Below are 21,040 nucleotides of genomic sequence, written 5' to 3' on the forward strand. Positions count from 1 at the left end.
CCTCCCTGTGAGGCGCATTTTTTATGCGATAGCTTCCCGGGTAAATACCTTTTTCCGATTTATTGTGTATTTTTCATCACAATGCATCTACCTGCTACAAACACCCTTAAACCTTGTGTGGCATGAAATATTTTCTTTTCATAATTTCCAGTTGCTGCCTGCTCCTGTTCTCCTGCAAGAAGGATGATAAGCAAGCCTATTCCAATGATACAGGCGTCAGGATCAGCTCTTATAAAGCTCCTGCTACTGAAGTGCAGATTGCCTATACTGATCAGAATCTGATCAGCAGTATCGTTGCAAAGCAATACCAACAAAATACACTGCCCTTCCCCAGCGCTTCTTTTTCCATCGCTACCACCAGGGTTGAATATGTGAATGCCACACCAGTAAAACTGGCAACCAATATTACAATGGGCGATATCAATGTCAACACCAGTTCAACTCTAAAGTGGAGTGGGAAAGGCGCATTACAACAGATCGTCAATGATAATCCCAGTTACCAGCCGGTCAACTGGACTGCAGATGCACAGGGAAGACCTACAGGTTATTCCGATGTAGGCCCTGGCAAAAAATGGACTTACGATAAGAATGGAAATGTTGTACCGGAGAATATTCCCGATGGTTCCAGCGGCACCAAAACTTCTACTATCACTTTTTCCAATCACAAGAATCCTTTCAATAATGGAAGGATCGGTTTGCTGCTTTATATGAATGCGTCGCTGCAGGAGCCCATCGATGCTGTTCGTTACTTCTCTGCACAACTGCCGGAAAAATGGGAAATTATTGCAACCCGCCCCATTACCAACATTCCCGGAGATCTGTTCCCTCCGGCCACCACGTTCACTTCCAAAACAATTTTCAGCTATAGTTATCAATTTGATGGTTCCGGATTGCTGAAAGGTTTTACAGAGATAATATTGATAGAGGATAGAAGAGATGATCTGCTGGTGTATCAATCGGAAACAACTAATAATTATCCTGTAAGCAGTTACAGGGTTCGATAATAATAAGAACACAAAAAAGCCGGCTCATCGCCGGCTTTTTCTATTGTGAGAGATCAATTCATTTTAAAAGGCACGATCATTTCAAAAACCGGAATGTTCACCTGGAACTGCGTCTTATTATGCAGGTTCTCCATCTGGTAAGTGCCATACATCTTTCCCATTTCACTGCGAAGATTGCAACCACTCACATACTGATAACGTTCGCCAGGTTGCAATGAAGGTTGTACACCTACCACACCTTCACCTTCCACTTCCCTGTTGCTGCCATTACTATCCGCGATGTACCAGTGACGACGGTTGAGCTTAACAGGGAATCGGTTATGGTTCTCGATGGTGATACGGTACGCAAACATATATTCACCGGAAATGGGGTTGGAGTAATCCGGCTGGTAAAACGTTTCTACGCTGATTTCTATGCCCTCGGAAATTTTAGATACCATGTACTGCAGTTTCACTTTACTATTAAAGGTAATCAAAAATCCAGCCCTCCTGAAGGAAATACACACAATTTTAATGGGGTTTAATCAACCGGCATTATACCTTTGCCTTTCGAAAAACAAAAACACACAATCAATTATTTATATATGAAAATAGCTGTAGCCAAAGGTGATGGCATTGGCCCCGAGATCATGGATGCTGTGCTGAAGATCTTTGAAGCCAATAAAGTACCCCTCGAATATGAATTGGTTGAAATGGGTAAATGGGTATTTGATAAAGGTTTCTCCAATGGAATGACGCCCGAAGCCCAACATACCATTGAAAACCTCGGCATCCTTTTCAAAGGACCGATGGAAACACCAAAAGGAAAAGGCGTAAAAAGCGTGAACGTAACCGCCCGTAAAACCTGGAATACCTACGCCAACAAACGCGTGTTCCAAACCCTGCATGGTGTGGACACTGTATTTTCCAAAGCAGGAATTCCCATCGACATTACTGTTGTACGTGAGAACATCGAAGATACCTATGGCGGTATCGAACATATGCTCACACATGACGTGGCCCTGAGCCGACGCTTCATCACCCGCCCCGGTTCACTCCAGGTGATCAAGTACGCTTTCGAAATGGCCAAGAAGAAAGGCACCCGCCGCATCACCTGCGGTCATAAGGCCAATATCATGAAGATCACTGACGGCCTCTTCCTGGAGTGCTTCTACGAAGTAGCCAAAGAATATCCGGATCTCAAAGCAGATGATGTGATCGTTGATGACCTCTGTATGAAACTGGTAACACGCCCCGATGCATTCGATGTAGTGGTGCTCACCAACCTGCAGGGTGATATCGTGTCTGATCTCTGCGCCGGACTGGTAGGTGGACTGGGCTTCGCTCCTTCCGCCAATATCGGCGACCATATCTGCATCTTCGAAGCCGTTCACGGAACAGCTCCGGATATCGCAGGAAAAAATATCGCCAATCCAACAGCGCTCCTGCTCAGTGGTATCGCCATGCTGCGCCACTTAGGACTGATGGAAAATGCAGCTATCATCGAGAACTCACTGTTATACACACTCGAACAAGGTACCCGCACCGGCGATTTCGGCGACAAGAACAAGACCGCTCTCAACACCACACAGTTCTCAGAAGCCATCATCGGCAATTTCGGCAAGAAACCTGAACAGGGTGTGAAGGAACTGCTGCCCAATATGCCGGTTACACAAACCGTGTTCAAACTGGAAAAGAACCCCATGATGATTTCCAAAGAAATGGAAAACGAGAAGATCGTGGGCGTTGATATGTTCATCGAAAGCGCTGAGCAACCAGATGTGATCGCTAAGAAATGCCAGCGTCATGCAGGTGTTAAATTCAATCTCATCAATATCAGCAACCGCGGTACACAGGTATGGCCTACCGGTTCTATATACACCAACCTGGTGAATCAGTACAATGTCCGCTTCGAAAGCCTCGACGGATCAGCACTGAACCAGCAGGATGTACTCGGACTGTACGTGAGCCTCAGTGGTGATTTCAAGATCTGTTCTTCAGAATTGTTGAATATGTGGGGAGATAAGAGAGCTTACAGTCTCGCACAAGGACAATAAGTATAACGATATAGCATAAACGAAAAAGGTTGCACCGTGTTGGTTGCAACCTTTTTCGTTTGGTGGGGTCATTCGCCTGCTTCCCGGCCAGTGAGCGGCACTGAGAAATTATCCCCCTGATTTCTTTGTTTTGCTGTAACCATTTTTCTGCAGGAACTGCATCACTTTTTCTCTCTGATCGCCCTGAATGATGATTTCGCCATCTTTCACCGAGCCACCTGTTCCGCAGAAATTCTTCAGTTGCTTTCCAAGCGCTTCCAGATCGTCATTCGTTCCAACAAATCCATAGATCAGGGTAACCACTTTCCCGGCCCTTTGTTTGTTATCCAGCTGCACGCGCATTTGCTGTTGCGCCGGAGGAAGCGTTGCAACCTCTTCCGTATGTTCTTCTTCAAATTTGAAGTTCGGGTCTGTGCTGAACACAAATCCCCTGTTATCGCCTTTATTTTTCTTTGACATGATTTCAGAAATTGTAATTGAACAATCAGGATTTCTGTCAGATGAATTTACACAAATTTCGCTTTCAGGCTCAGGTCGAGGCTCTTTGCCTGATGGATCAGCGCCCCCACACTTACAAAGTCTACACCTGTTTCCGCAAAGCTCACAATGGTATCCAGGTTGATGCCGCCGCTGGCTTCCGTTTCATATTTCTTATCGATGATCTGCAGGGCTTCGCGCAGTTGGTCCGGCGTAAAATTGTCCAGCATGATACGGTCCACTTTTCCATATTTCACTACGCGCATCACTTCGTCAAGCGATCTTGTTTCCACTTCGATCTTCAATCCGGGCTTCACTTCTGTAACGTAACGGTGAGCGCGTTCGATGGCTTGTTCCAGGCCTCCGCTGTAATCAACATGATTGTCTTTCAACATGATCATATCGTACAGGCCCATACGATGATTCACGCCACCGCCTATGCGAACCGCTTCTTTCTCAAGTAAACGGAAATTGGGCGTGGTCTTGCGCGTATCCAGCACACGGGTATGATAACCTTTGATCTTATCGGTGTATTCCCTAGTGAGGGTAGCGATGCCGCTCATGCGCTGCATGCAGTTCAGCACCAGCCGTTCGCATTGAAGAATGGTATACACGGAGGCACTCACTTCAAAAGCGATCTCGCCTGCCTTCATGTTATCTCCATCTTTCTTGAAAGATTTGAAATCAACGGAAGGTTCTTTGTACCTGAAGATCTTCTCTGCTATTTCCATTCCGGCAAGAATGCCATCCTGTTTGATTTTGAGTACGGCAATACCTTTGGTTTCCGGGGGAATGCTGCTGAGCGTGGAGTGGTCGCCATCGCCGATATCTTCCTGCAGGGCAGCTTTAACGAGTATATCTAATTGTTCGTCGAATGAAAGCATAGATCGCAAAGGTAGTGAACAAAAAAACAAAAAGACCCGGGGCATGCGCCACAGGTCTTCAAGTGTTTTCAGGGATAATAAGTTGTTCGTGCTTATTCGGTCAGGAGCTCGAAGCCCATTTCCTGCACAACCTGCTGATCACCCTTCTGCTTCATGTAGAATTTCGTACGATAGTTTCCGTTTTTGGTTACAAGCGTTCCAATGCAGAACTGAGCGCCATTCTGTTCGCCTTTGTGCTTTACCTGGAAGCTCTTTACTCCATTGCTGGCAAAAAAATCTTTCAGAATGATCTCTGCCTGACTTTTACTGTAGTTATCACTCTTGTTTGGAAGAGAAATATCCACCCTGCCATCGAAATACTTTGAAAGTTGGGCAGCATTTCCACTTTTCAGGGCTGCTACTACATCTTCAATTGAATAGAATCTTGTAGTAAAGGATACCAGGAAAAGCGAAACAAGCATTGTCGCAATTCCCAGAGTCTTTTTCATAATCAACATTTTTTATGTTCGGGGTAAAAATTGCTAAATCCATGCCAAAGTAAGAATACGTTGAAAAATTACCTGCAACGATGTATTCCATTAACTTTGCTCTTTCTTTGAACAAATCTAACACAATCATTCCGTTATATGAATACCAGCAAAGCAATACTGATCATTATGGATGGATGGGGCCTTGGAAAGGTGCAGGCATCCGATGCTATTCAGCACGCCAACGTGCCCTTTGTGTCTTCTTTATACAATAAATATCCGCATACCACGCTGGTTACCTGTGGAGAACAGGTAGGATTGCCAGACGGCCAGATGGGCAACAGTGAAGTAGGGCACCTTAACCTGGGCGCAGGCCGCATCGTTTACCAGGAGCTGCAAAGGATCAATGTTGCCATCCGCGATGGAGAACTGCAGCAACACCCTGCCCTGATCAATTCCATCCGGTATGCACTCGATAACAAAAAACCGCTGCACCTCCTCGGTCTCGTCAGCGATGGCGGTGTGCATTCCCATATCGATCACCTCAAAGCTATCGTGTCTGTTTGCGCAGAACAGGGCCTCTCCGAAGTATTTATCCATGCTTTCACAGATGGCAGGGACACCGATCCCAAAAGCGGTTACGGTTTCCTCACCAATCTTCAGAACCACCTGGATGTTGTGAAAACAGGAAAGATCGCCACTGTGAGCGGACGCTATTATGCCATGGACCGCGACAAACGCTGGGAACGCGTACAACTCGCATACGATGCCATGGTAAATGGAAAAGGAGAAAAGAAAACAGATGCACTGGAAGCCGTACGTGAATCATATGCGCACAATGTAACCGATGAATTCATCAAGCCCATCGTGATCACTACTGCAGACGGCAACCCTCTTGCACAGATCAAAGACGGTGATGCAGCCATCTGTTTCAATTTCCGTACAGACCGTTGCCGCGAGATCACTGCCGTGCTTACGCAACAGGATTTTCCCGATCATGGTATGAAGAAACTGAAACTTCATTACACCACCATGACCGAGTACGATGCCACTTTCAAAGATGTGCATGTGATCTTTGAAAACGATAACCTGCACAACACACTTGGCGAGATCCTTGCAGCCAATGGCAAGAAACAGATACGCATAGCCGAAACAGAAAAATATCCGCACGTTACTTTCTTCTTCAATGGCGGAAGAGAAGAACCATTTGAAGGCGAACGCCGTCTCATGGCGCCTTCACCCAAAGTGGCCACCTATGATCTGAAGCCCGAAATGAGCGCTTACGATATCGTTGATCTCATCGTTCCCGAGATCGAAAAACAATCTGCCGATTTCATTTGCCTGAACTTCGCCAATGCAGACATGGTGGGTCATACCGGCGTTTGGGATGCCGTGATCAAAGCGGTGGAAACAGTTGACAAATGCGTGGAGCGCGTTGTTACCGCTGCTCTCGCCAATGGTTACACGGTGTTCCTCACAGCAGACCATGGCAATGCAGATTTCATGATCAATAGCGATGGCACGCCCAATACCGCGCATAGCCTGAACCTGGTGCCGCTCTTCGTGATCGGCAACGATTTCAAAGGCACACTGAAACCCGGCAAACTGGGAGATATTGCTCCGAGCATTCTTACCGTGATGGGCTTACCCATCCCGAAAGATATGACGGGCGAAGTGCTGATCAGCCAGTAAAACATTAAACTACTGTACAGTACAGATATTAAAAAATGGAAGCGGAAGCACCGGAAGGTACTTCCGCTTTTGTTTTGAATGCATCCTGTATCTCCCTGTTGCTCCGGGACCGCATCCTGCCCGGATTTCAGAACTGCGGGTTTTATCCATAAAAACTCAGGTTCCGGCGATTTTTCCCACTGTTTTTTTGGCTCCCGCGCAGCTATCTCTGCCAAAAATTGTCTAAATTAGAGGGCAACCAAACGGTTCATATGACCGAAGAAGCCATACTTCAAGGCTGTTTACGTAATAACACGACTGCCCAGCGGGAACTTTACCAACGCTTCAGCCCCCGCATGCTGTCGGTATGTTACAGGTTTGCCCACAACAGGGAAGATGCAGAGGATATGTTGCAGGAAGGTTTTATTAAAGTGTTCTCTCAAATACACACCTTCCAGAACAAAGGCGCTTTTGAAGGATGGATAAGACGAATAATGGTTCATACCTGCATCAACCATCTTAAGAAAAACAAGAAGTTCAACGAAAGCGTGGATATCATCCATGCGAATAGTGTACAGGTGAGGGAAGAATCTGTGCCCTCCATTGTACAGGCGAAGCAGGTTGTGGAATGCATCCGCTTATTACCGATTGGTTACAGAACAGTGCTCAACCTTTATGCCATCGAAGGTTACACGCATAAAGAGATTGCAGACATGCTGGATATTGAGGAAAGTACAAGCCGATCACAATACACGCGCGCCAAACAAATGCTAGAGGACATTCTTGTCAGAAAAAAGATCATTCAAAAACCGAAAGAAAAAGTCAACTGGCTGGGGATCGCAAGCGGCCACTAAGATCTTCAGTGTATAAAATGCTTTATCCAAACCTTTGAAAAATTAAAAAAACCCGTACAAACACAAAAGCATTATGGAGCGCGGTTTTTACAATGATGACTTTGAGCAACTGATCAGGCAAAAAGCTGACCAATACAAAATGTTTCCTTCCGAAAATGCATGGAAAGGAATTCATCGCTCATTGCATACGCGCAGAAAATGGTATGGTCTTGGTTTATTGCTTTTCCTTGGCGGCATCAGTTACCTCGCATCATTGCAACTGATGGCACCTTCCACTCCTGCAAAAAAGATCCATATACATTCACCTGCTTCCAGCACAACCGATCAATCCGGCAATTCATCTTCCAATACAATTTCTATCAATGGGCCTGTTGCAGTAGCTTCCAATTCTTCCAGCTCCGGTCAGAGCGGATCCGGTTTCACCGTATTCTCCCCGGCGCCATTCAGGGGCACTGACAACGATGATGAAGAAACTCCTGTTACCTATCCATCCGAATCAGATCTTCCCCATACCATAGTGATCACAGAATTGCCTGAACAAACTATCGTGGATGAGATCTTCCTGGAAAAGCCAAGAAAAACAAGCAATGCCGTAACTGCATTCCCTGTTTTCCCTGGCCAGCCTGAAGAAACACCTGTAGCCGGACTTGCACTGGTAACCGATGTTTCCGATACGAAGATCAACAGCCATGAGATCAAAATTCCAGCTGCTTCCAAAACAACGGCCAGTACTCAAAAATCCGGCAAGGAAGAAGATGAAAAAAGGATCAACTGGCTCCAGGAATACGCAGTGTATGAGCTAACGCCCCCGCCTATGCGCAGATGGGCCTGGCAGCTGGCATTCTCTCCTACCATGAACTACCGCAAACTCACCAGCAATACCAGCGTGTATGATCAGATCAATATCAAAGGACTGCCCGCAGGCGCCATTGAGGGCAAACCCGAAACCCTTGTAAGCCATCAACCCGCCTTGGGCTTCGGACTGGGATCTTACATGGTATACTCCATCAACAAGAATTTCAGGGTTACTGCCGGTCTGCAACTGAATTATTCCCGCTACGCTATCAAAGCATACACCGCACCAGTTCCGGAAAGAGGAAAAATTGCACTGGATGTATCGGGCAGACAACCCGACAGTCTCGTAAGCTATACACGCCTGCGCAATTTCAGCGGAGACAAGGCCGAGGATATCCAGAACCAGTACTTCCAGTTCTCTGCACCAATCGGAATGGAAGTGAGCCTGCTGGGTAATGAAAAACTGCAGGTCAATATCGCAGGAACCATTCAACCTACTTATCTTCTTAATCGCAACTCATACCTCATCACAACAGATTTCAAGAACTATATGAGAGCGCCCAGCCTCGTACGCCGCTGGAATGTGAATGCAGGCGCCGAGATCTTCGTGAGCTACAAAACAGGAAGCCTCAAATGGCAGGTTGGTCCGCAATTCCGTTACCAGTTGCTGAGCAGCTACGTAAAGGAATACCCTATCCGCGAATACCTGATGGAATACGGCGTGAAGATCGGAGTTACAAAAACCATTCGCTAGCCTGTTGCTTCCACAATGGCAATTACTTATTTTTACCGGATGAAACTGAACCTGATAATCCTGGCCATCTGCTCCTGCGTGGCTATCTGGTCCTGCAAAGAAAAACCTGCACAAACGCCGGCTGAAACAACAGCCGCCGATTCTTCTGCCACTCCCAATAAAGAAATTTCCTATCTCCCTGTTGGAGACCTGATTCGCGAAGACATTCGCCGCGTGGATTCATTTGCAGCAGGCATTCTTTATAAGAAAGAAAGTACAAAGATTGATTCCTCCTATATCAACCTGGAAACTTTTAAAAAGATGACGGCACAGTTCCTGCTTCCTGAACTTGATTCCAGCAGGTTCCAGGAACTCTTCGGACATGAGTCCTTCATGGACGAAACCACTGAAATGATCAATTTCATCTATCCCGCAAAAGATACAGGCACTTCCCTCCGCAAAGTTGTGGTGTACATCAGGCCATCGCTGAACGTAGACAAAGTGAACAGGATCTATATGGAAAAAGAGTTCAGGGATGGAAATGACTTCGTACAACAAAAGCTGACCTGGGTAATAGAGAAATACTTTTATATCCTCACTATCAGGCATCCACAAAAAGGAGAACCCGTTACCAGCATAGAAAAAGTGATCTGGGACCCGCAAAGCTACGCCTACTAGTAATTCCGGGCATTCCGTACCTTCGTAGGAACAGACTATGACGGCACAGGAATTTCAGCAGCAGTCCCATAAGATCCCCACCGATCCGGGCATATACAAATACTATGATACACAGGATAATCTCCTGTATGTAGGCAAGGCCAAGAGCCTGCGCAAAAGGGTGAGCTCTTATTTCAGCAAGACCTTCACTTCCTACAAAACGCATGAACTGGTGCAGCGCATCGCGCGCATCGAGTTCACCATCGTGGATTCCGAACAGGATGCCTTCCTGCTGGAGAATTCGCTGATCAAACAATTCCAGCCACGCTACAATATCAACCTGAAAGATGATAAGACCTATCCTTATATCGTTCTGAAAAAAGAACCATTCCCCCGCGTATTCCTTACCCGCCGGAAGATCAACGACGGATCCGAATACCTGGGACCATTCACTTCTGTTGCGCGTGTTCGCGAGCTCATCGATTTCATCAGGTCGAATATCCCTCTCCGGACCTGTAAGCTCAATCTAACTGAAACCAACATACGAAAACATAAATTCAAGGTCTGCCTGGAATATCATCTCGGTAATTGTAAAGGTCCCTGCGAAGGATTCCAATCCGAAGAGGATTACCAGGATGGATTGAACCAGGTAAAGAATGTACTGAAAGGGAATCTTAACCCCGTGATCCAGCATTTCAAACAGGAAATGCGCGCAGCGGCTGAACAACTGGCATTTGAGAAAGCCGCAATCCTGCACAAGAAGATAGAGCACCTGGAACAATACCAGGCAAAATCGATCATTGTTTCCAACCGGATGATGACGGCAGATGTGTTCTCAATCCTGCGGGATAACGACCTGGCCTATGTGAACTATCTCATGATGGAGAATGGCTCCATCGTTCAAACCCATACGGTACAACTGGAGACCCACCTGGATGAAACGGATGAAGAAGTACTGGCTTTCGGTATCGCACAGCTGCGTTCCACTTTCAACAGTCCCGCCGCAGAGATCATCCTCCCCTTCCCCATCAACTATGAAGAACCTGGCGTGGTGCTCACCATTCCCAAAGGCGGCGACAAAAAGAAACTCCTGGAGCTCTCAGAAAAGAACGTGAATTATTTCCGCGAAGAACTGTTCAAGAAAAAAATACTGCAACTGGAAGGCAAGGATGATATGGAGCGAAAGAAAGTGCTGTACCAATTACAGGATGATCTGCAATTACCGGAAGTTCCGGTGCATATCGAATGTTTCGATAACTCCAACTTCCATGGAAGTTATCCCGTTTCGGCGATGGTCTGTTTCAGGGACGGTGTGCCCAGCAAAAAAGATTATCGTCATTACAATGTGAAAACTGTGCAGGGCATCAATGACTTTGCCACGATGAAGGAAGTGGTTGGAAGGCGTTACAAACGCCTGATGGATGAAGGCGCTTCCCTGCCTCAACTGGTGATCATCGATGGCGGCAAAGGGCAGCTGGGCTATGCGCTGGAAGCCATAGAAGAGCTCGGGCTACAGGGCAGGATGACACTTGTAGGCCTTGCCAAGAATGAAGAGGAATTATTCTTTGCTGGTGATCAGCAAAGCCTGAAGCTTCCCTACAACAGCGAAAGCCTGAAACTGATCAGGCGTATCCGCGATGAAGTGCATCGCTTCGGTATCACATTTCACCGGAAGAAAAGAAGTCAGGGCACATTCAAGAATGAGCTGGAACAGATCAAAGGGATCGGAAAGAATACAGCCGATCAGTTGCTGAAAGAATTCAGAAGTGTGAAGCGAATAAGGGAAGCCGGGGAGGAAGCGATTGCCAGGCTGATCGGATCATCAAAAGCAAAGATCATTGCAGCCCATTTCAAAGCTGCAGACAATAATGGCAAAGCAGATTCCAACGATGGTGTCAACGGTGAAAACAATGCCCCTGCAGCTCCGCAGGAAGGCCATGCAGATAGCTCAACAGGTCCAAACGAAAGCACTGTCTGATATCAGGAACGCACTAATTATTTCGGGGGTAAGTAAACTGTAATTGGTCGGTAGATAACGATCTTTTGAGAGAGAGATATGTCCTAAAAAAATAAGGGGCCCGGATAGACATCCAGCCCCGTTTTTAAAATCCAATATCCTATGAAAAACCAGTGTAAAAATAGTGAATAGGCATCATAAAACAATAACGGAAATGGGTATTTTCCAAAAATCTTACGGTGTGTTGAACCAAATCCGCCCTCAGACTGAAGCATTTATAAACTAACACATAAAAAAAACGGCATCGTAAAAATACGATGCCGTTTTTTTATATCAGATAACTTTCTGTCTTAATATGACCAGAGATCCTGTTCGTAGTTGAAAATCTTCTCTTTTACATTTTCTCCTTCGAGTAATGCAAGGATAGGATCCTTTACATAAGATTTGATGAACAGATCGTTCGGGTTGTTGATGGTTGACTTGATAATTCTGCTGGAGAACATACGGCTCTCGAATAGTTCTTCCCAACTAACCTTTCCACCAAAGTTGCGGCCATTGTATACTTCATACTTGGCGAAAGTGGTGCGAAGATCAGGATAGTACACCCAGAACAGCGGTGTTACGTCGCGGAAGGAACCATCTTCGTTGTAGATGGATTTCAGCGGAGCGATACCGAGAATACGGGTGAACAAGCGGGAAGATTCTTTATCGAAGATCACATCTTCTTTGATCCAGTAGCGTTCAACAGATTTATCAGGATCGAATTCATCGATGATGGTTGTATCCTTCATGAGGCCTTTGGAACCATCTGAATCATTCACCAGGTCAGGGATCTGGATCACTCTTGGCACGCCTACGAGCGCTGTTGCGATCTCTTTGAATGTGATGGGAGTGGTGAACCTGTCGTCAAGAGGAGCGAAAGCAGTGATGCTATCGTTCTTGATGGCATTGAGCAGGATCATGATAAAGCGTTGGTTACCGAGATCGCCATCAGCTTTGTAAACGAAGGGAAGGTTCATTTTTTCGTGTACATCGATTTCTCTCCATACACGTTGAACATAAACCGCATCATCTTCACGGATATGCTCATACGCCAATGGGGTACGCTCTTTTACGAGGTTGCGTTCAATGGCATTGTCATTGCGCAAAGAAGGCTTCAGTGGCGGTATGTTGAGGTCTGCTTCCGGGGGTGCGGCCACAACGGGCTTCACGGTATCGGGAGCCGGTGCGATAGCAGCGGGATTGGCAGCAGCCTGTGTTCTGTTGCTGTTCGTTTTCTTTGCGGTGGTAGTGCGGGTAGACTTCTCGCGAACAGGCTTTTTGGCCTGCGCATCCACCTCTGTGGAAACAAACGCTAACACTGCGAGCAGCATTCCGAGTTTGATAAGACGGTTCTTCATTGTTCCCTTTGTTTAAAAGAAGTTTATGTTATTTCAGCTTGAAGGTCATGGATCCAATGTCGCGTTGTTTTCCGTCAGGACCAATTACCGTGATATTATCGAAGAATACCACAGAGCCGGGGCCTGTGCGGCTTACCAGTTGAGCAGCCTGACCGCTCCAACGGTTACCGTTGTTGGTAGCTTCAGCATAAACCTGGATGGGTCCACCCTGAGCACCGAACCTATAGCTGACAACTTTATATGGCGCTTCAAAATCTGAGTCTTCCAGTTTGGCGATGATACCACCAATGGCTTTGAATTCAGCAGCTCCGATATTACCGCTTTTCTTGGTGCCGAGGAAGGCAGCAGGATTGGGCAGGTATTTTACGCGCATGGGGAACTTGTAGCTTTTGCCATCGGCATTCACTACGATATCTGCCATACCCGGAGTTCTGGGGCGTGCAACGTAGTTGTCGCCTCCTGATTTGTTGATCTCGCCATTGCTGAAGCTTACGCGCACTTTTTCTGCGCCTACGCTACCGCCGGAGATGGTCATCGGGTTGTCTACACCGATATACAGTACGTTCATCTTCTGAAGGAACACAGAGGCTCCTGAAGGTGTACCGATCGTGTATTCAACAATTTCGTTCTTTTCCTTCACTTCACCGTCAGGTGTAGTGTACCGGATCTTTACATTGATCTTCTGTGTACCTGCTCCTGAAGCAGTGGTCTTGTAGATCGCTTTACCACGCTCGAGCTGCATTGGCTTACCACCGATGAAGATCTCAGGCTTGGCGGCTTCGCTGAAAGCGCCGATACCAGCCGTGATCTCGATGGGGTCACCAGGCATCGCATAAGTTCTGTTGGCCTGTGCGATCGCTTCAAACTGATCGTATACAAGTTTCACCGCACCGATCTGCTGGTGGCAGAAATCGATCACCTGGGCTTCAGAGTTCCTTACGTCGTTCTGAAGTTTGTTCAGGATGGTCATGGCAGCGATGGCTGGCGTCATATGGAAATTGCTCATGGTCCAGCCATTGGCATTGTTCTCATATTTATTACCGCTGGTAGATTTCGGAACCGTGAGATCTATTGGCAGCGATTTCTGGAAATCAGCTACAGCCTTTGTTACAGCAGCTTTGGTAGCAGGATTTTCAGCGAAAGCAGGATCATTAGGGTCCAGCACACCGATCAGTTTCTTTTTGAAGTCATCGATCTTTTTATACAACTCTTCGCCTTTGCCTTCTTTTTCAAGGAGGCGGGTAGAGGCATCGAGTTTGTCGGCATTCATTTTTTGTTCGCCGTTCTCTTCGTGAGAACCTGCGTATTCAGCAAGCTGATTTTTCAAATTTTGAATTTCAGTATACATCGAAGCAGCAAGTGCTTTTGCAGCTTCTGCTTTGGGAGCCCAGATGGCAGCTTTGGCTGCAGTCTGGCCATCCTTCTTCTTCTCTTCCAGTGACTGGTATGTCAAAGCGTTCTTGTCGCTGATGATCTGGTTCGAAGTAGTGATACTGTTATTTACGGTTTCGAAGGCATTGATGATTTCTGATGATACGTTGAGTGCCAGCAATGCTGTCAACACCAGGTACATCATATTGATCATCTTCTGCCGGGGCTCTTTTGGTAAAGCCATGGATCTGGGTTTTTCAGTTTAAACAATTCAAAGTCTAATGCGTACGATTGGGTACAGGATTATTGGACCGCCTGTGTGATTAGCGACCTTGCATAGCGCTGAGCATGTTTCCGTAAACGGTGTTCAGGCTGCTGAGGTTACCCGCCAGTTTGGCGATTTGCTCATGGGCTTTCTTCGCATCTTCAACGCTGTTCTGCATGGTTTGAGAAGCAGCGGCGAGGTTGCCGTAAAAACCTTTCATGGCTTTCAGGTGGTTGTTGGTGTCCTGTAATTCCAGTTCGTAGATCGCATTGAGAGAACCGAGGTTCTTGGTCAATACAGAAACCTGCTCATGGAATTGTTTAGTGCTGTCTGCTGCAGAATTGAAAGTAGTGATGGTAGCAGTAGCGCCCTGGTAGGCAGTTGTCATCTGTCCCAATGCATTGGCTGCTTCTTTTGTTTTAGCAGAGTAGTCATTGGTAGATTTTACTACATCAGATACATCAGCAATATTGCTAACAGATGTGCCCAGTTTTTTGAATCCGTCGCTCAGGCTTTTCAGGCTGGCTGGGGTGATGTCGGCATCCTGCATCATTTTGTTCATGTTGTCCAGAGCAGGGTTACCGGAAGAAGCGCCACCGGCCAGTTTAGGCAAAGCCTCAGCTATAGCGTGCATTTCAGATCCGGGAGGAGGTAAGAATGCGTATACAACAAAAATAACTGCTTCTGTGATCAGACCTGCTGTAAGGAAGAAGTCTGCCAGAGGTTGGTGCGTAATCTTCTGCCAGGCGCCAAAGATTACGATAGCAGCGCCCATACAAACGATTATGTTTACAATTCTTTCTGTTGATTTAGAAACTCCAGCCATAGATTAATTTTTAAATGGTTAGAAAACGGGTTTTCAGGGTTTGGAAATTAAATGTTTAATGCCATTACAATAAGATACTGGTTTGCTTCTCCTCGTAAATCAAAGCAATTAACGATTCAATACAGTCACAAATTTTCTTCTTGGCAGAATTTTAACGTTTCTTCTGCGAAGCTGGTAAATCAATCACGCAACGGAAGCCAATATAAGCTTTAGCAGTATCCATGTACTCATAGTTCCTGGCGCTTGTCTGGAGGAAGTAACCTACATCTTTCCAGCTGCCGCCACGGATCACCTTACGCTTCATTCTGGGAGGGTCAGAATCCTGCGCATTGAAGCGGATATCAGGATTCATGTCATGTTGGAAATTATATGCACCCTCGTAATACAGGGAAGAAGTCCATTCGGCTACGTTACCTGACATGCAGTACAGACCGAAATCGTTAGGCCAGTAAGCATCGGCACGCGCTGTGTAGAAAGCTCCATCCTCAGGATAGTTACCACGGCCGGGTTTGAAGTTGGCCAGGAGACAACCCTGTTTGTTACGGAGGTAATAGTTACCCCAGGGGAACATTGATTGTGAGCGACCGCCACGGGCTGCATATTCCCACTCTGCTTCTGTAGGCAGACGGAAGTCAGACTCTGTAGCTCTCTTCTTGGACTCCAGGAAGGAGTTCAGATAATGCGTTCTCCATTCGCAGAAAGCAGTGGCCTGGTTCCAGTTCACACCTACCACAGGATAATTACCGAAGGCAGGGTGTGAGAAGTAACGTTTGGTCATCGGCTCATTGTAGGAGTAGCTGAAGTCGCGGATCCAGATCAATGTATCGGGATAAACCTTGATATCTTTCTTTACGATGAATTTGCTGCGGGGAACACCTTTGTTCTCACGTTTGGCTGCTTCCTTCAGATCGAAGGTTTCAGAATGATAAACGATCTTATCCGGATCGATCTCTTTCTTTCCGAAGATCCTGTTCTCAGGAGTAAGGATCATCTGGTCGATCTTCTCGATAGTAGCTTTATCATTATACTTGATGGTGGAAGCTTTTTTCCAGTCAACCACAAAAACACCATCCACTTCCTTACCGTATTGCAGTCTTACGGCAGCAGTAGAGTCGCGTACCCAGTTCACGAACTGACGGTACTCGTTGTTGGTGATCTCGGTGGCATCCATCCAGAAGCCACTGATTGAAACCTGCTTATTTCTAGAAGTGTAGTTGAAGTTGATGTCCTCATCAGAGGGACCCATATGGAAGGTTCCAGGTGGGATATAAACCATTCCGAGCGGCTTAGTCAGGTTGTTGGCATTAGCCGGAGCAACACCATGAAGCTGGCCGTCATTGGGCAGTCCTTTTGACTTTCCGCTCTTGCCGCAACCGGTGGCAATGACCATCACCCCCAGGGCTGTCAAAACGGATAGGTTTTTCATTTTCATCATATTAAAGGGTATTGGGCAAAAATAATGTTTTACCGACTTCATCGCAAGTTTAGAATTTATTTTTTAAAACTGCAAACACCATCAGAGCTTAGGTTTAAACGGCCCCGGACACGTTATTATTGTATCAACAACAGATTTAAGTTTTACACATGATCAAGCTGCTTAATCAATGCATTAAGCTGTGTAACAGGTGCATTGCAAGCATAATTTTTACATAGGAAGATCAGGGTTTCTGGGTAATCAGGTTTGCCGGACAATAGGGGGAATTGTTCATCAGCCTGGTGTGAGGACTGAAAGATACGGAAGGGGATAAAGGTTTTCAAAAATTCCTCACGAAGCGTAGCAAAATTCCCGCCAACAATCACTATCTCAGGAATTCCGTACGAGAATGCCTGAATCAGGGTTGCCCAAACTCCAAACGATGTTGGATACCGCGTTACTGCCTGTAGCAATCCCGCGCACATCGCAGCTGCCCGCTCTTTCCATGTTCCTTCATCGAAAACCATTCCGAGGTAATAAAGGTTGGATGCCATTACTGCATTGCCGGAAGGAACCGCACCATCATAGACTTCCTTCTTACGTACGATAATATCTGCCTGACCGCTGGGTGTATAAAAGAAAAATCCTGTTTCTTCTTCACTGAACTTGTCCAGTACATGTTCCAGCAATTTCTTTGCCTCTTCCAGATACGCTTTGTTACCGGTCACTTCCTGCAACTGGATGAGCGCTTCCATCAGGCATGCATAGTCGTCGAGGAAGGCAGGATACTTCGCAACTCCTTCCTTATACGTATGATGAAAACTACCATCCAATGCCCGGAATACTTTAAGCAGGAAACCCATATTCGCTTCTGCGGTCTGCAGGTATTCTTTATTTCCCAATATAGCATATGCCTTACTGAAAGCGATATTCATCATCGCGTTCCAGCCTAAGATCTGTTTATCGTCCAATGCGGGCCGGACACGGGTTTCGCGATGTTTCAACAATTTTGCCGACGCTTTTTCCATTCTTTGCCAAAGCTCATCTTCTGTGATCTCCCAGGCATCGGCAATATCGGCCGGGCTTTCTTTGATGCGCAAAATATTTGTATGCTCCCAATTTCCGTGAGGCGTTACATCATATACTTCGTTGAAAAGTTCCGCATCTTCTCCCAGGAGCAGATCGGTTTCTTCCTTACTCCACACATAGAACTTTCCCTCCACGCCTTCGCTGTCTGCATCCAGGGCCGCATAAAATCCGTTTTCAGGCGATAACCACTCCCTGGCAACAAAAGCTAACGTTTGTTCGATAACGCGCTTATAACGGGCCTTTCCGGTGATCTGGTAAGCTTCGCAGAGAGTGATCACCAGGAGGGCATTATCGTATAACATTTTTTCGAAGTGGGGCGCCAGCCATTCGGCATCGGTAGAGTACCGTGCAAATCCTCCGCCAAGCTGGTCGTATATTCCGCCATCGATCATTTTATCCAGACTGAGCGTGGCCTGTTGAAGGGCCTCAGCATTTCTGGTCCGGTGATGATAGTGGAGCAGGAACCGGATAGTGAAGGTCTGCGGAAATTTCGGAGCCTTGCCAAATCCGCCGTCTGCACGGTCGGCCTGCTTCATGATATTCGTAAACATCTCATTCACTTTCTCTTTCGCGAAAAGAGAATCGGGAGCGATGTCCACGGCCTGGTTGGTCAATCCGAAACCATTGGAGGAAATAAGATGTTGAGTGAGTTGTTCCGCCTGTGCATCGATATCTGCACGCTTCTCGCGGAAGGCGTTGGACACGCCGTTAAGCACTTCGGTCCAGGAAGGTCTGTTGTATACCTGTTTGGGCGGATAATAAGTACCGCCGTAAAATGGTTTGGCATCAGGCGTCAAAAAAACATTCAGCGGCCAGCCTCCGGAGCCGGTCATGGCCTGCACGGCATCCATGTAGATATGATCCAGGTCCGGCCTTTCTTCACGGTCTATCTTGATGTTGACGAAATGCTCGTTCATGAGCGCTGCTGTGGTTTCATCTTCAAAGCTCTCGTGCTCCATCACATGGCACCAGTGACAGGCTGCGTAGCCGATACTGACCAGGATGGGTTTGTCTTCTCTTTTTGCTTTTTCCAATGCTTCGGTTCCCCATGGGAACCAGTCCACCGGATTATGGGCATGTTGCAATAAATACGGGCTGCTCTCTTTTGCCAGGCGATTGGTGAATGTGGCCATACGTAAGCTTGAATCTTTTAAAGCTACAAAAAAATGAGCATTGGACATTCCGGTGAATGTGCAATGCTCATGCAATATTTCTGCCAGTGGATGGATCTATTTTTTCTTTAACGCAGAGCTGAGGTATGCTTCCAGCGCGGCAACCATGGAAGGAGCCTGTGGTTGCGGGGCCTTGATCTCTACGCCCAGTCCTGCATCTTCCGCTGCCCGGGAAGTGTTGCTTCCGAAGGCGCCGATGCGGGTACCGTTCTGTTCAAACTTGGGGAAATTATCGAACAAACTTTTCACTCCGCTGGGAGTGAAGAAGCAGATGATATCGTAATTGTTCTTGCTGAAGAGTTCTTTCACATCATTGCTGATAGTGCGGTACATGAAGGGGTTCGCAAATTCACATCGATTGTTCTTCAGCCAGTTCACGATCTCATTGTCCTGCTGGTTCTCAGACACAGGGTAAATGAATTTCTCATTTTCCTTGTGCTTGTTGATCACGTCGAACATGCTCTTGTTGGTGCCATCGGCGCCGTAGAACACTTTACGTTTTCTGTAGAGAATGAATTTCTGCAGGTACAATGCCACAGCTTCAGTAATGCAGAAGTACTTCGTATCCTGGGATACGTTCACTTTCATTTCTTCGCAAATTCTGAAAAAGTGATCGATTGCGTTTCGGCTGGTGAAGATAACAGCAGAGAAATTGGAGATTTCAACTTTCTGTTTCCGAAAATCTTTTGCAGGAACGCCCTCCAGCCTGATAAAAGGATGAAAGTCCAATAAAATGCTGTATTTCTTCGCTAGCTCGAAATACGGCGATTTATCGGTTTCAGGTCTGGGTTGAGTGATTAGTATTTTCCTAATCGTGTTGTCACCAACGTTTTTAGCCCCGTTCTTAACCATATTTGTTACGTATGGATTTGCAAAATTAATAACTTCTTTCCACAAAAACCAATAACACCTTGTAAATCAGCAAAAGGGGTGCTATTTCGAAGGCGCAAAGGTATAGAAAAAAATGGAAACGAGTTACTTTAATTTCGTTCCTGATCGGCTTGTAGCTGATAATGAACCTGTAACCAAAGAAAAGAGCCAGCATAATATAGCTGAGTGTGAGCACTACAGGGAACATTGCAGGGTATGGAAAAGCCATCAGCACCAGTACCGGCAGCAGCAAAATACCGATGATCTTGTTCACCAGGAACACGATGAAAATATATGTATCGGTAGCTGCGCTGATATTGAAGATCCAGCCGGCGAGCTTGAGCAGGATGAACTTGCCCAAATACACTGCCACCAACAATCCTGCGCCATATGCAAGCAACAGCCAGTCATTGTCTGTAATCTTCACTCCATAGTATCTTCCAACAAACACCATGTACATACCGCCACTCACAAGGAAGAGAAGGTTCAGGAAAAGTGAAGCCAGTGGTGTTTGCAACATCTGATCCCGGATCTGCTGCTGACGCATGGTCACACGGAAGAAGAGGGTCATGATATTGTCCACGTATTTCCGGAAGAAAACTTTAACCAAAGCATAATACAGCAACAGACCTGCGATGAAGTAAAAAAGCGAATCCTTGTCTTCCCTTTTCTTTTCCAATTCCGGCATTGCAATGGCCCTGCCAAAGAAATTGAAATAAGGATGAGCCCGCAACGCATCCTGGAACCGGCTGATCCTTGCCAGTTGCTGAGGGCTGGCTTTGATCACCACGGCGGGAACCGTATCTTTTTTGATCTGAGAAGAGTCTGTCCTGGCAATCTGTCTCTTTGAAGTATCTGTAACAACGGAAGCCTGCTTCCTCTTACTGGTATCGGTGATGGTAGTACGACGAAGCGAATCGGAGGCTTTCCTCGCAGGTGCAACCGCCTTGCGGCCCGTATCCATCCTTACCGCACGGGCAGGTTTGTTTACGTCAGTGTCTTTGGAAGGTACTACTGTATCGCCTTTTGACTGAGCAAATGACAGTACGGCGATCAATAAAATTCCGGATAGAAGTACTAAACTTTTTTTCACTAATG

At 46.5% G+C, this 21,040-nt stretch carries 18 protein-coding genes; 7 read left to right on the forward strand and 11 right to left on the reverse strand.

All coding sequences use genetic code 11. The features are described 5' to 3' along the window. Positions 1-122 precede the first annotated feature (122 nt). Positions 123-1,004, forward strand: coding sequence for a hypothetical protein (locus tag FSB84_RS04120; protein WP_130542771.1), 882 nt, complete (start codon positions 123-125; stop codon positions 1,002-1,004). A gap of 53 nt (positions 1,005-1,057) precedes the next feature. Here the strand turns inward: FSB84_RS04120 and apaG are convergent, their stop codons facing one another. Then, the gene (gene apaG / locus FSB84_RS04125; RefSeq protein WP_127128650.1) at positions 1,058-1,444 is read right to left on the reverse strand and encodes a Co2+/Mg2+ efflux protein ApaG; all 387 of its coding nucleotides are present in this window, start codon (positions 1,442-1,444) and stop codon (positions 1,058-1,060) included. 144 nt (positions 1,445-1,588) lie between these two features. On the opposite strand from apaG, the gene FSB84_RS04130 reads away from it, so the two are divergent. Continuing rightward, a complete protein-coding gene (locus tag FSB84_RS04130; RefSeq protein WP_130542770.1) occupies positions 1,589-3,040 on the forward strand; it encodes an isocitrate/isopropylmalate family dehydrogenase in 1,452 nt (483 codons plus the stop codon). A 108-nt stretch (positions 3,041-3,148) separates the two neighbouring features. On the opposite strand, the gene FSB84_RS04135 is transcribed toward FSB84_RS04130, so the two are convergent. From FSB84_RS04135 to FSB84_RS04145, 3 genes are all read right to left on the reverse strand, one after another. Next, positions 3,149-3,499 carry a translation initiation factor gene (locus tag FSB84_RS04135; protein ID WP_130542769.1) on the reverse strand — a complete coding sequence of 117 codons (351 nt, stop codon included), beginning with the start codon at positions 3,497-3,499 and terminating at the stop codon, positions 3,149-3,151. A gap of 47 nt (positions 3,500-3,546) precedes the next feature. Beyond that, the gene (gene nadC / locus FSB84_RS04140) at positions 3,547-4,401 is read right to left on the reverse strand and encodes a carboxylating nicotinate-nucleotide diphosphorylase (RefSeq protein WP_130542768.1); all 855 of its coding nucleotides are present in this window, start codon (positions 4,399-4,401) and stop codon (positions 3,547-3,549) included. Positions 4,402-4,493: 92 nt separating this feature from the next. Continuing rightward, complete coding sequence (locus FSB84_RS04145) at positions 4,494-4,889, reverse strand: DUF4783 domain-containing protein (protein WP_158643769.1); 396 nt, start codon at positions 4,887-4,889, stop codon at positions 4,494-4,496. A gap of 138 nt (positions 4,890-5,027) precedes the next feature. On the opposite strand from FSB84_RS04145, the gene gpmI reads away from it, so the two are divergent. From gpmI to uvrC, 5 genes are all read left to right on the forward strand, one after another. Beyond that, positions 5,028-6,560: a 2,3-bisphosphoglycerate-independent phosphoglycerate mutase gene (gene gpmI, locus FSB84_RS04150; RefSeq protein ID WP_130542766.1), complete on the forward strand. Its 1,533-nt coding sequence runs from the start codon at positions 5,028-5,030 to the stop codon at positions 6,558-6,560. 251 nt (positions 6,561-6,811) lie between these two features. Continuing rightward, the gene (locus FSB84_RS04155) at positions 6,812-7,393 is read left to right on the forward strand and encodes an RNA polymerase sigma factor (RefSeq protein ID WP_130542765.1); all 582 of its coding nucleotides are present in this window, start codon (positions 6,812-6,814) and stop codon (positions 7,391-7,393) included. A gap of 73 nt (positions 7,394-7,466) precedes the next feature. Beyond that, complete coding sequence (locus FSB84_RS04160) at positions 7,467-8,942, forward strand: hypothetical protein (protein WP_130542764.1); 1,476 nt, start codon at positions 7,467-7,469, stop codon at positions 8,940-8,942. Positions 8,943-8,981: 39 nt separating this feature from the next. Continuing rightward, a complete protein-coding gene (locus FSB84_RS04165) occupies positions 8,982-9,599 on the forward strand; it encodes a hypothetical protein (protein WP_130542763.1) in 618 nt (205 codons plus the stop codon). A 37-nt stretch (positions 9,600-9,636) separates the two neighbouring features. Beyond that, complete coding sequence (gene uvrC, locus FSB84_RS04170) at positions 9,637-11,556, forward strand: excinuclease ABC subunit UvrC (protein WP_130542762.1); 1,920 nt, start codon at positions 9,637-9,639, stop codon at positions 11,554-11,556. 329 nt (positions 11,557-11,885) lie between these two features. On the opposite strand, the gene porN is transcribed toward uvrC, so the two are convergent. The 7 genes from porN to FSB84_RS04205 form a co-directional block, all read right to left on the reverse strand. Beyond that, on the reverse strand, positions 11,886-12,935 hold the full coding sequence (gene porN / locus FSB84_RS04175) for a type IX secretion system ring subunit PorN/GldN (protein WP_130542761.1): 1,050 nt from the start codon (positions 12,933-12,935) through the stop codon (positions 11,886-11,888). Between the two features lie 28 nt (positions 12,936-12,963). Then, on the reverse strand, positions 12,964-14,550 hold the full coding sequence (porM, locus tag FSB84_RS04180; protein WP_130542760.1) for a type IX secretion system motor protein PorM/GldM: 1,587 nt from the start codon (positions 14,548-14,550) through the stop codon (positions 12,964-12,966). A 79-nt stretch (positions 14,551-14,629) separates the two neighbouring features. Continuing rightward, positions 14,630-15,397 carry a type IX secretion system motor protein PorL/GldL gene (gene porL / locus FSB84_RS04185; RefSeq protein WP_130542759.1) on the reverse strand — a complete coding sequence of 256 codons (768 nt, stop codon included), beginning with the start codon at positions 15,395-15,397 and terminating at the stop codon, positions 14,630-14,632. Between the two features lie 151 nt (positions 15,398-15,548). Beyond that, positions 15,549-16,823, reverse strand: a complete 1,275-nt coding sequence (gene porK / locus FSB84_RS04190) for a T9SS ring complex lipoprotein PorK/GldK (protein WP_225979975.1) — start codon at positions 16,821-16,823, stop codon at positions 15,549-15,551. Between the two features lie 152 nt (positions 16,824-16,975). Next, complete coding sequence (locus FSB84_RS04195) at positions 16,976-19,033, reverse strand: thioredoxin domain-containing protein (RefSeq protein ID WP_130542757.1); 2,058 nt, start codon at positions 19,031-19,033, stop codon at positions 16,976-16,978. Between the two features lie 96 nt (positions 19,034-19,129). Then, a complete protein-coding gene (locus tag FSB84_RS04200) occupies positions 19,130-19,924 on the reverse strand; it encodes a uroporphyrinogen-III synthase (protein WP_130542756.1) in 795 nt (264 codons plus the stop codon). A gap of 25 nt (positions 19,925-19,949) precedes the next feature. Further along, positions 19,950-21,035 carry a DUF4271 domain-containing protein gene (locus FSB84_RS04205; protein ID WP_130542755.1) on the reverse strand — a complete coding sequence of 362 codons (1,086 nt, stop codon included), beginning with the start codon at positions 21,033-21,035 and terminating at the stop codon, positions 19,950-19,952. Between the last annotated feature and the right edge of the window lie 5 nt (positions 21,036-21,040).

It is taken from the genome of Pseudobacter ginsenosidimutans (assembly GCF_007970185.1).
Classification (GTDB): Bacteria; Bacteroidota; Bacteroidia; order Chitinophagales; family Chitinophagaceae; genus Pseudobacter; species Pseudobacter ginsenosidimutans.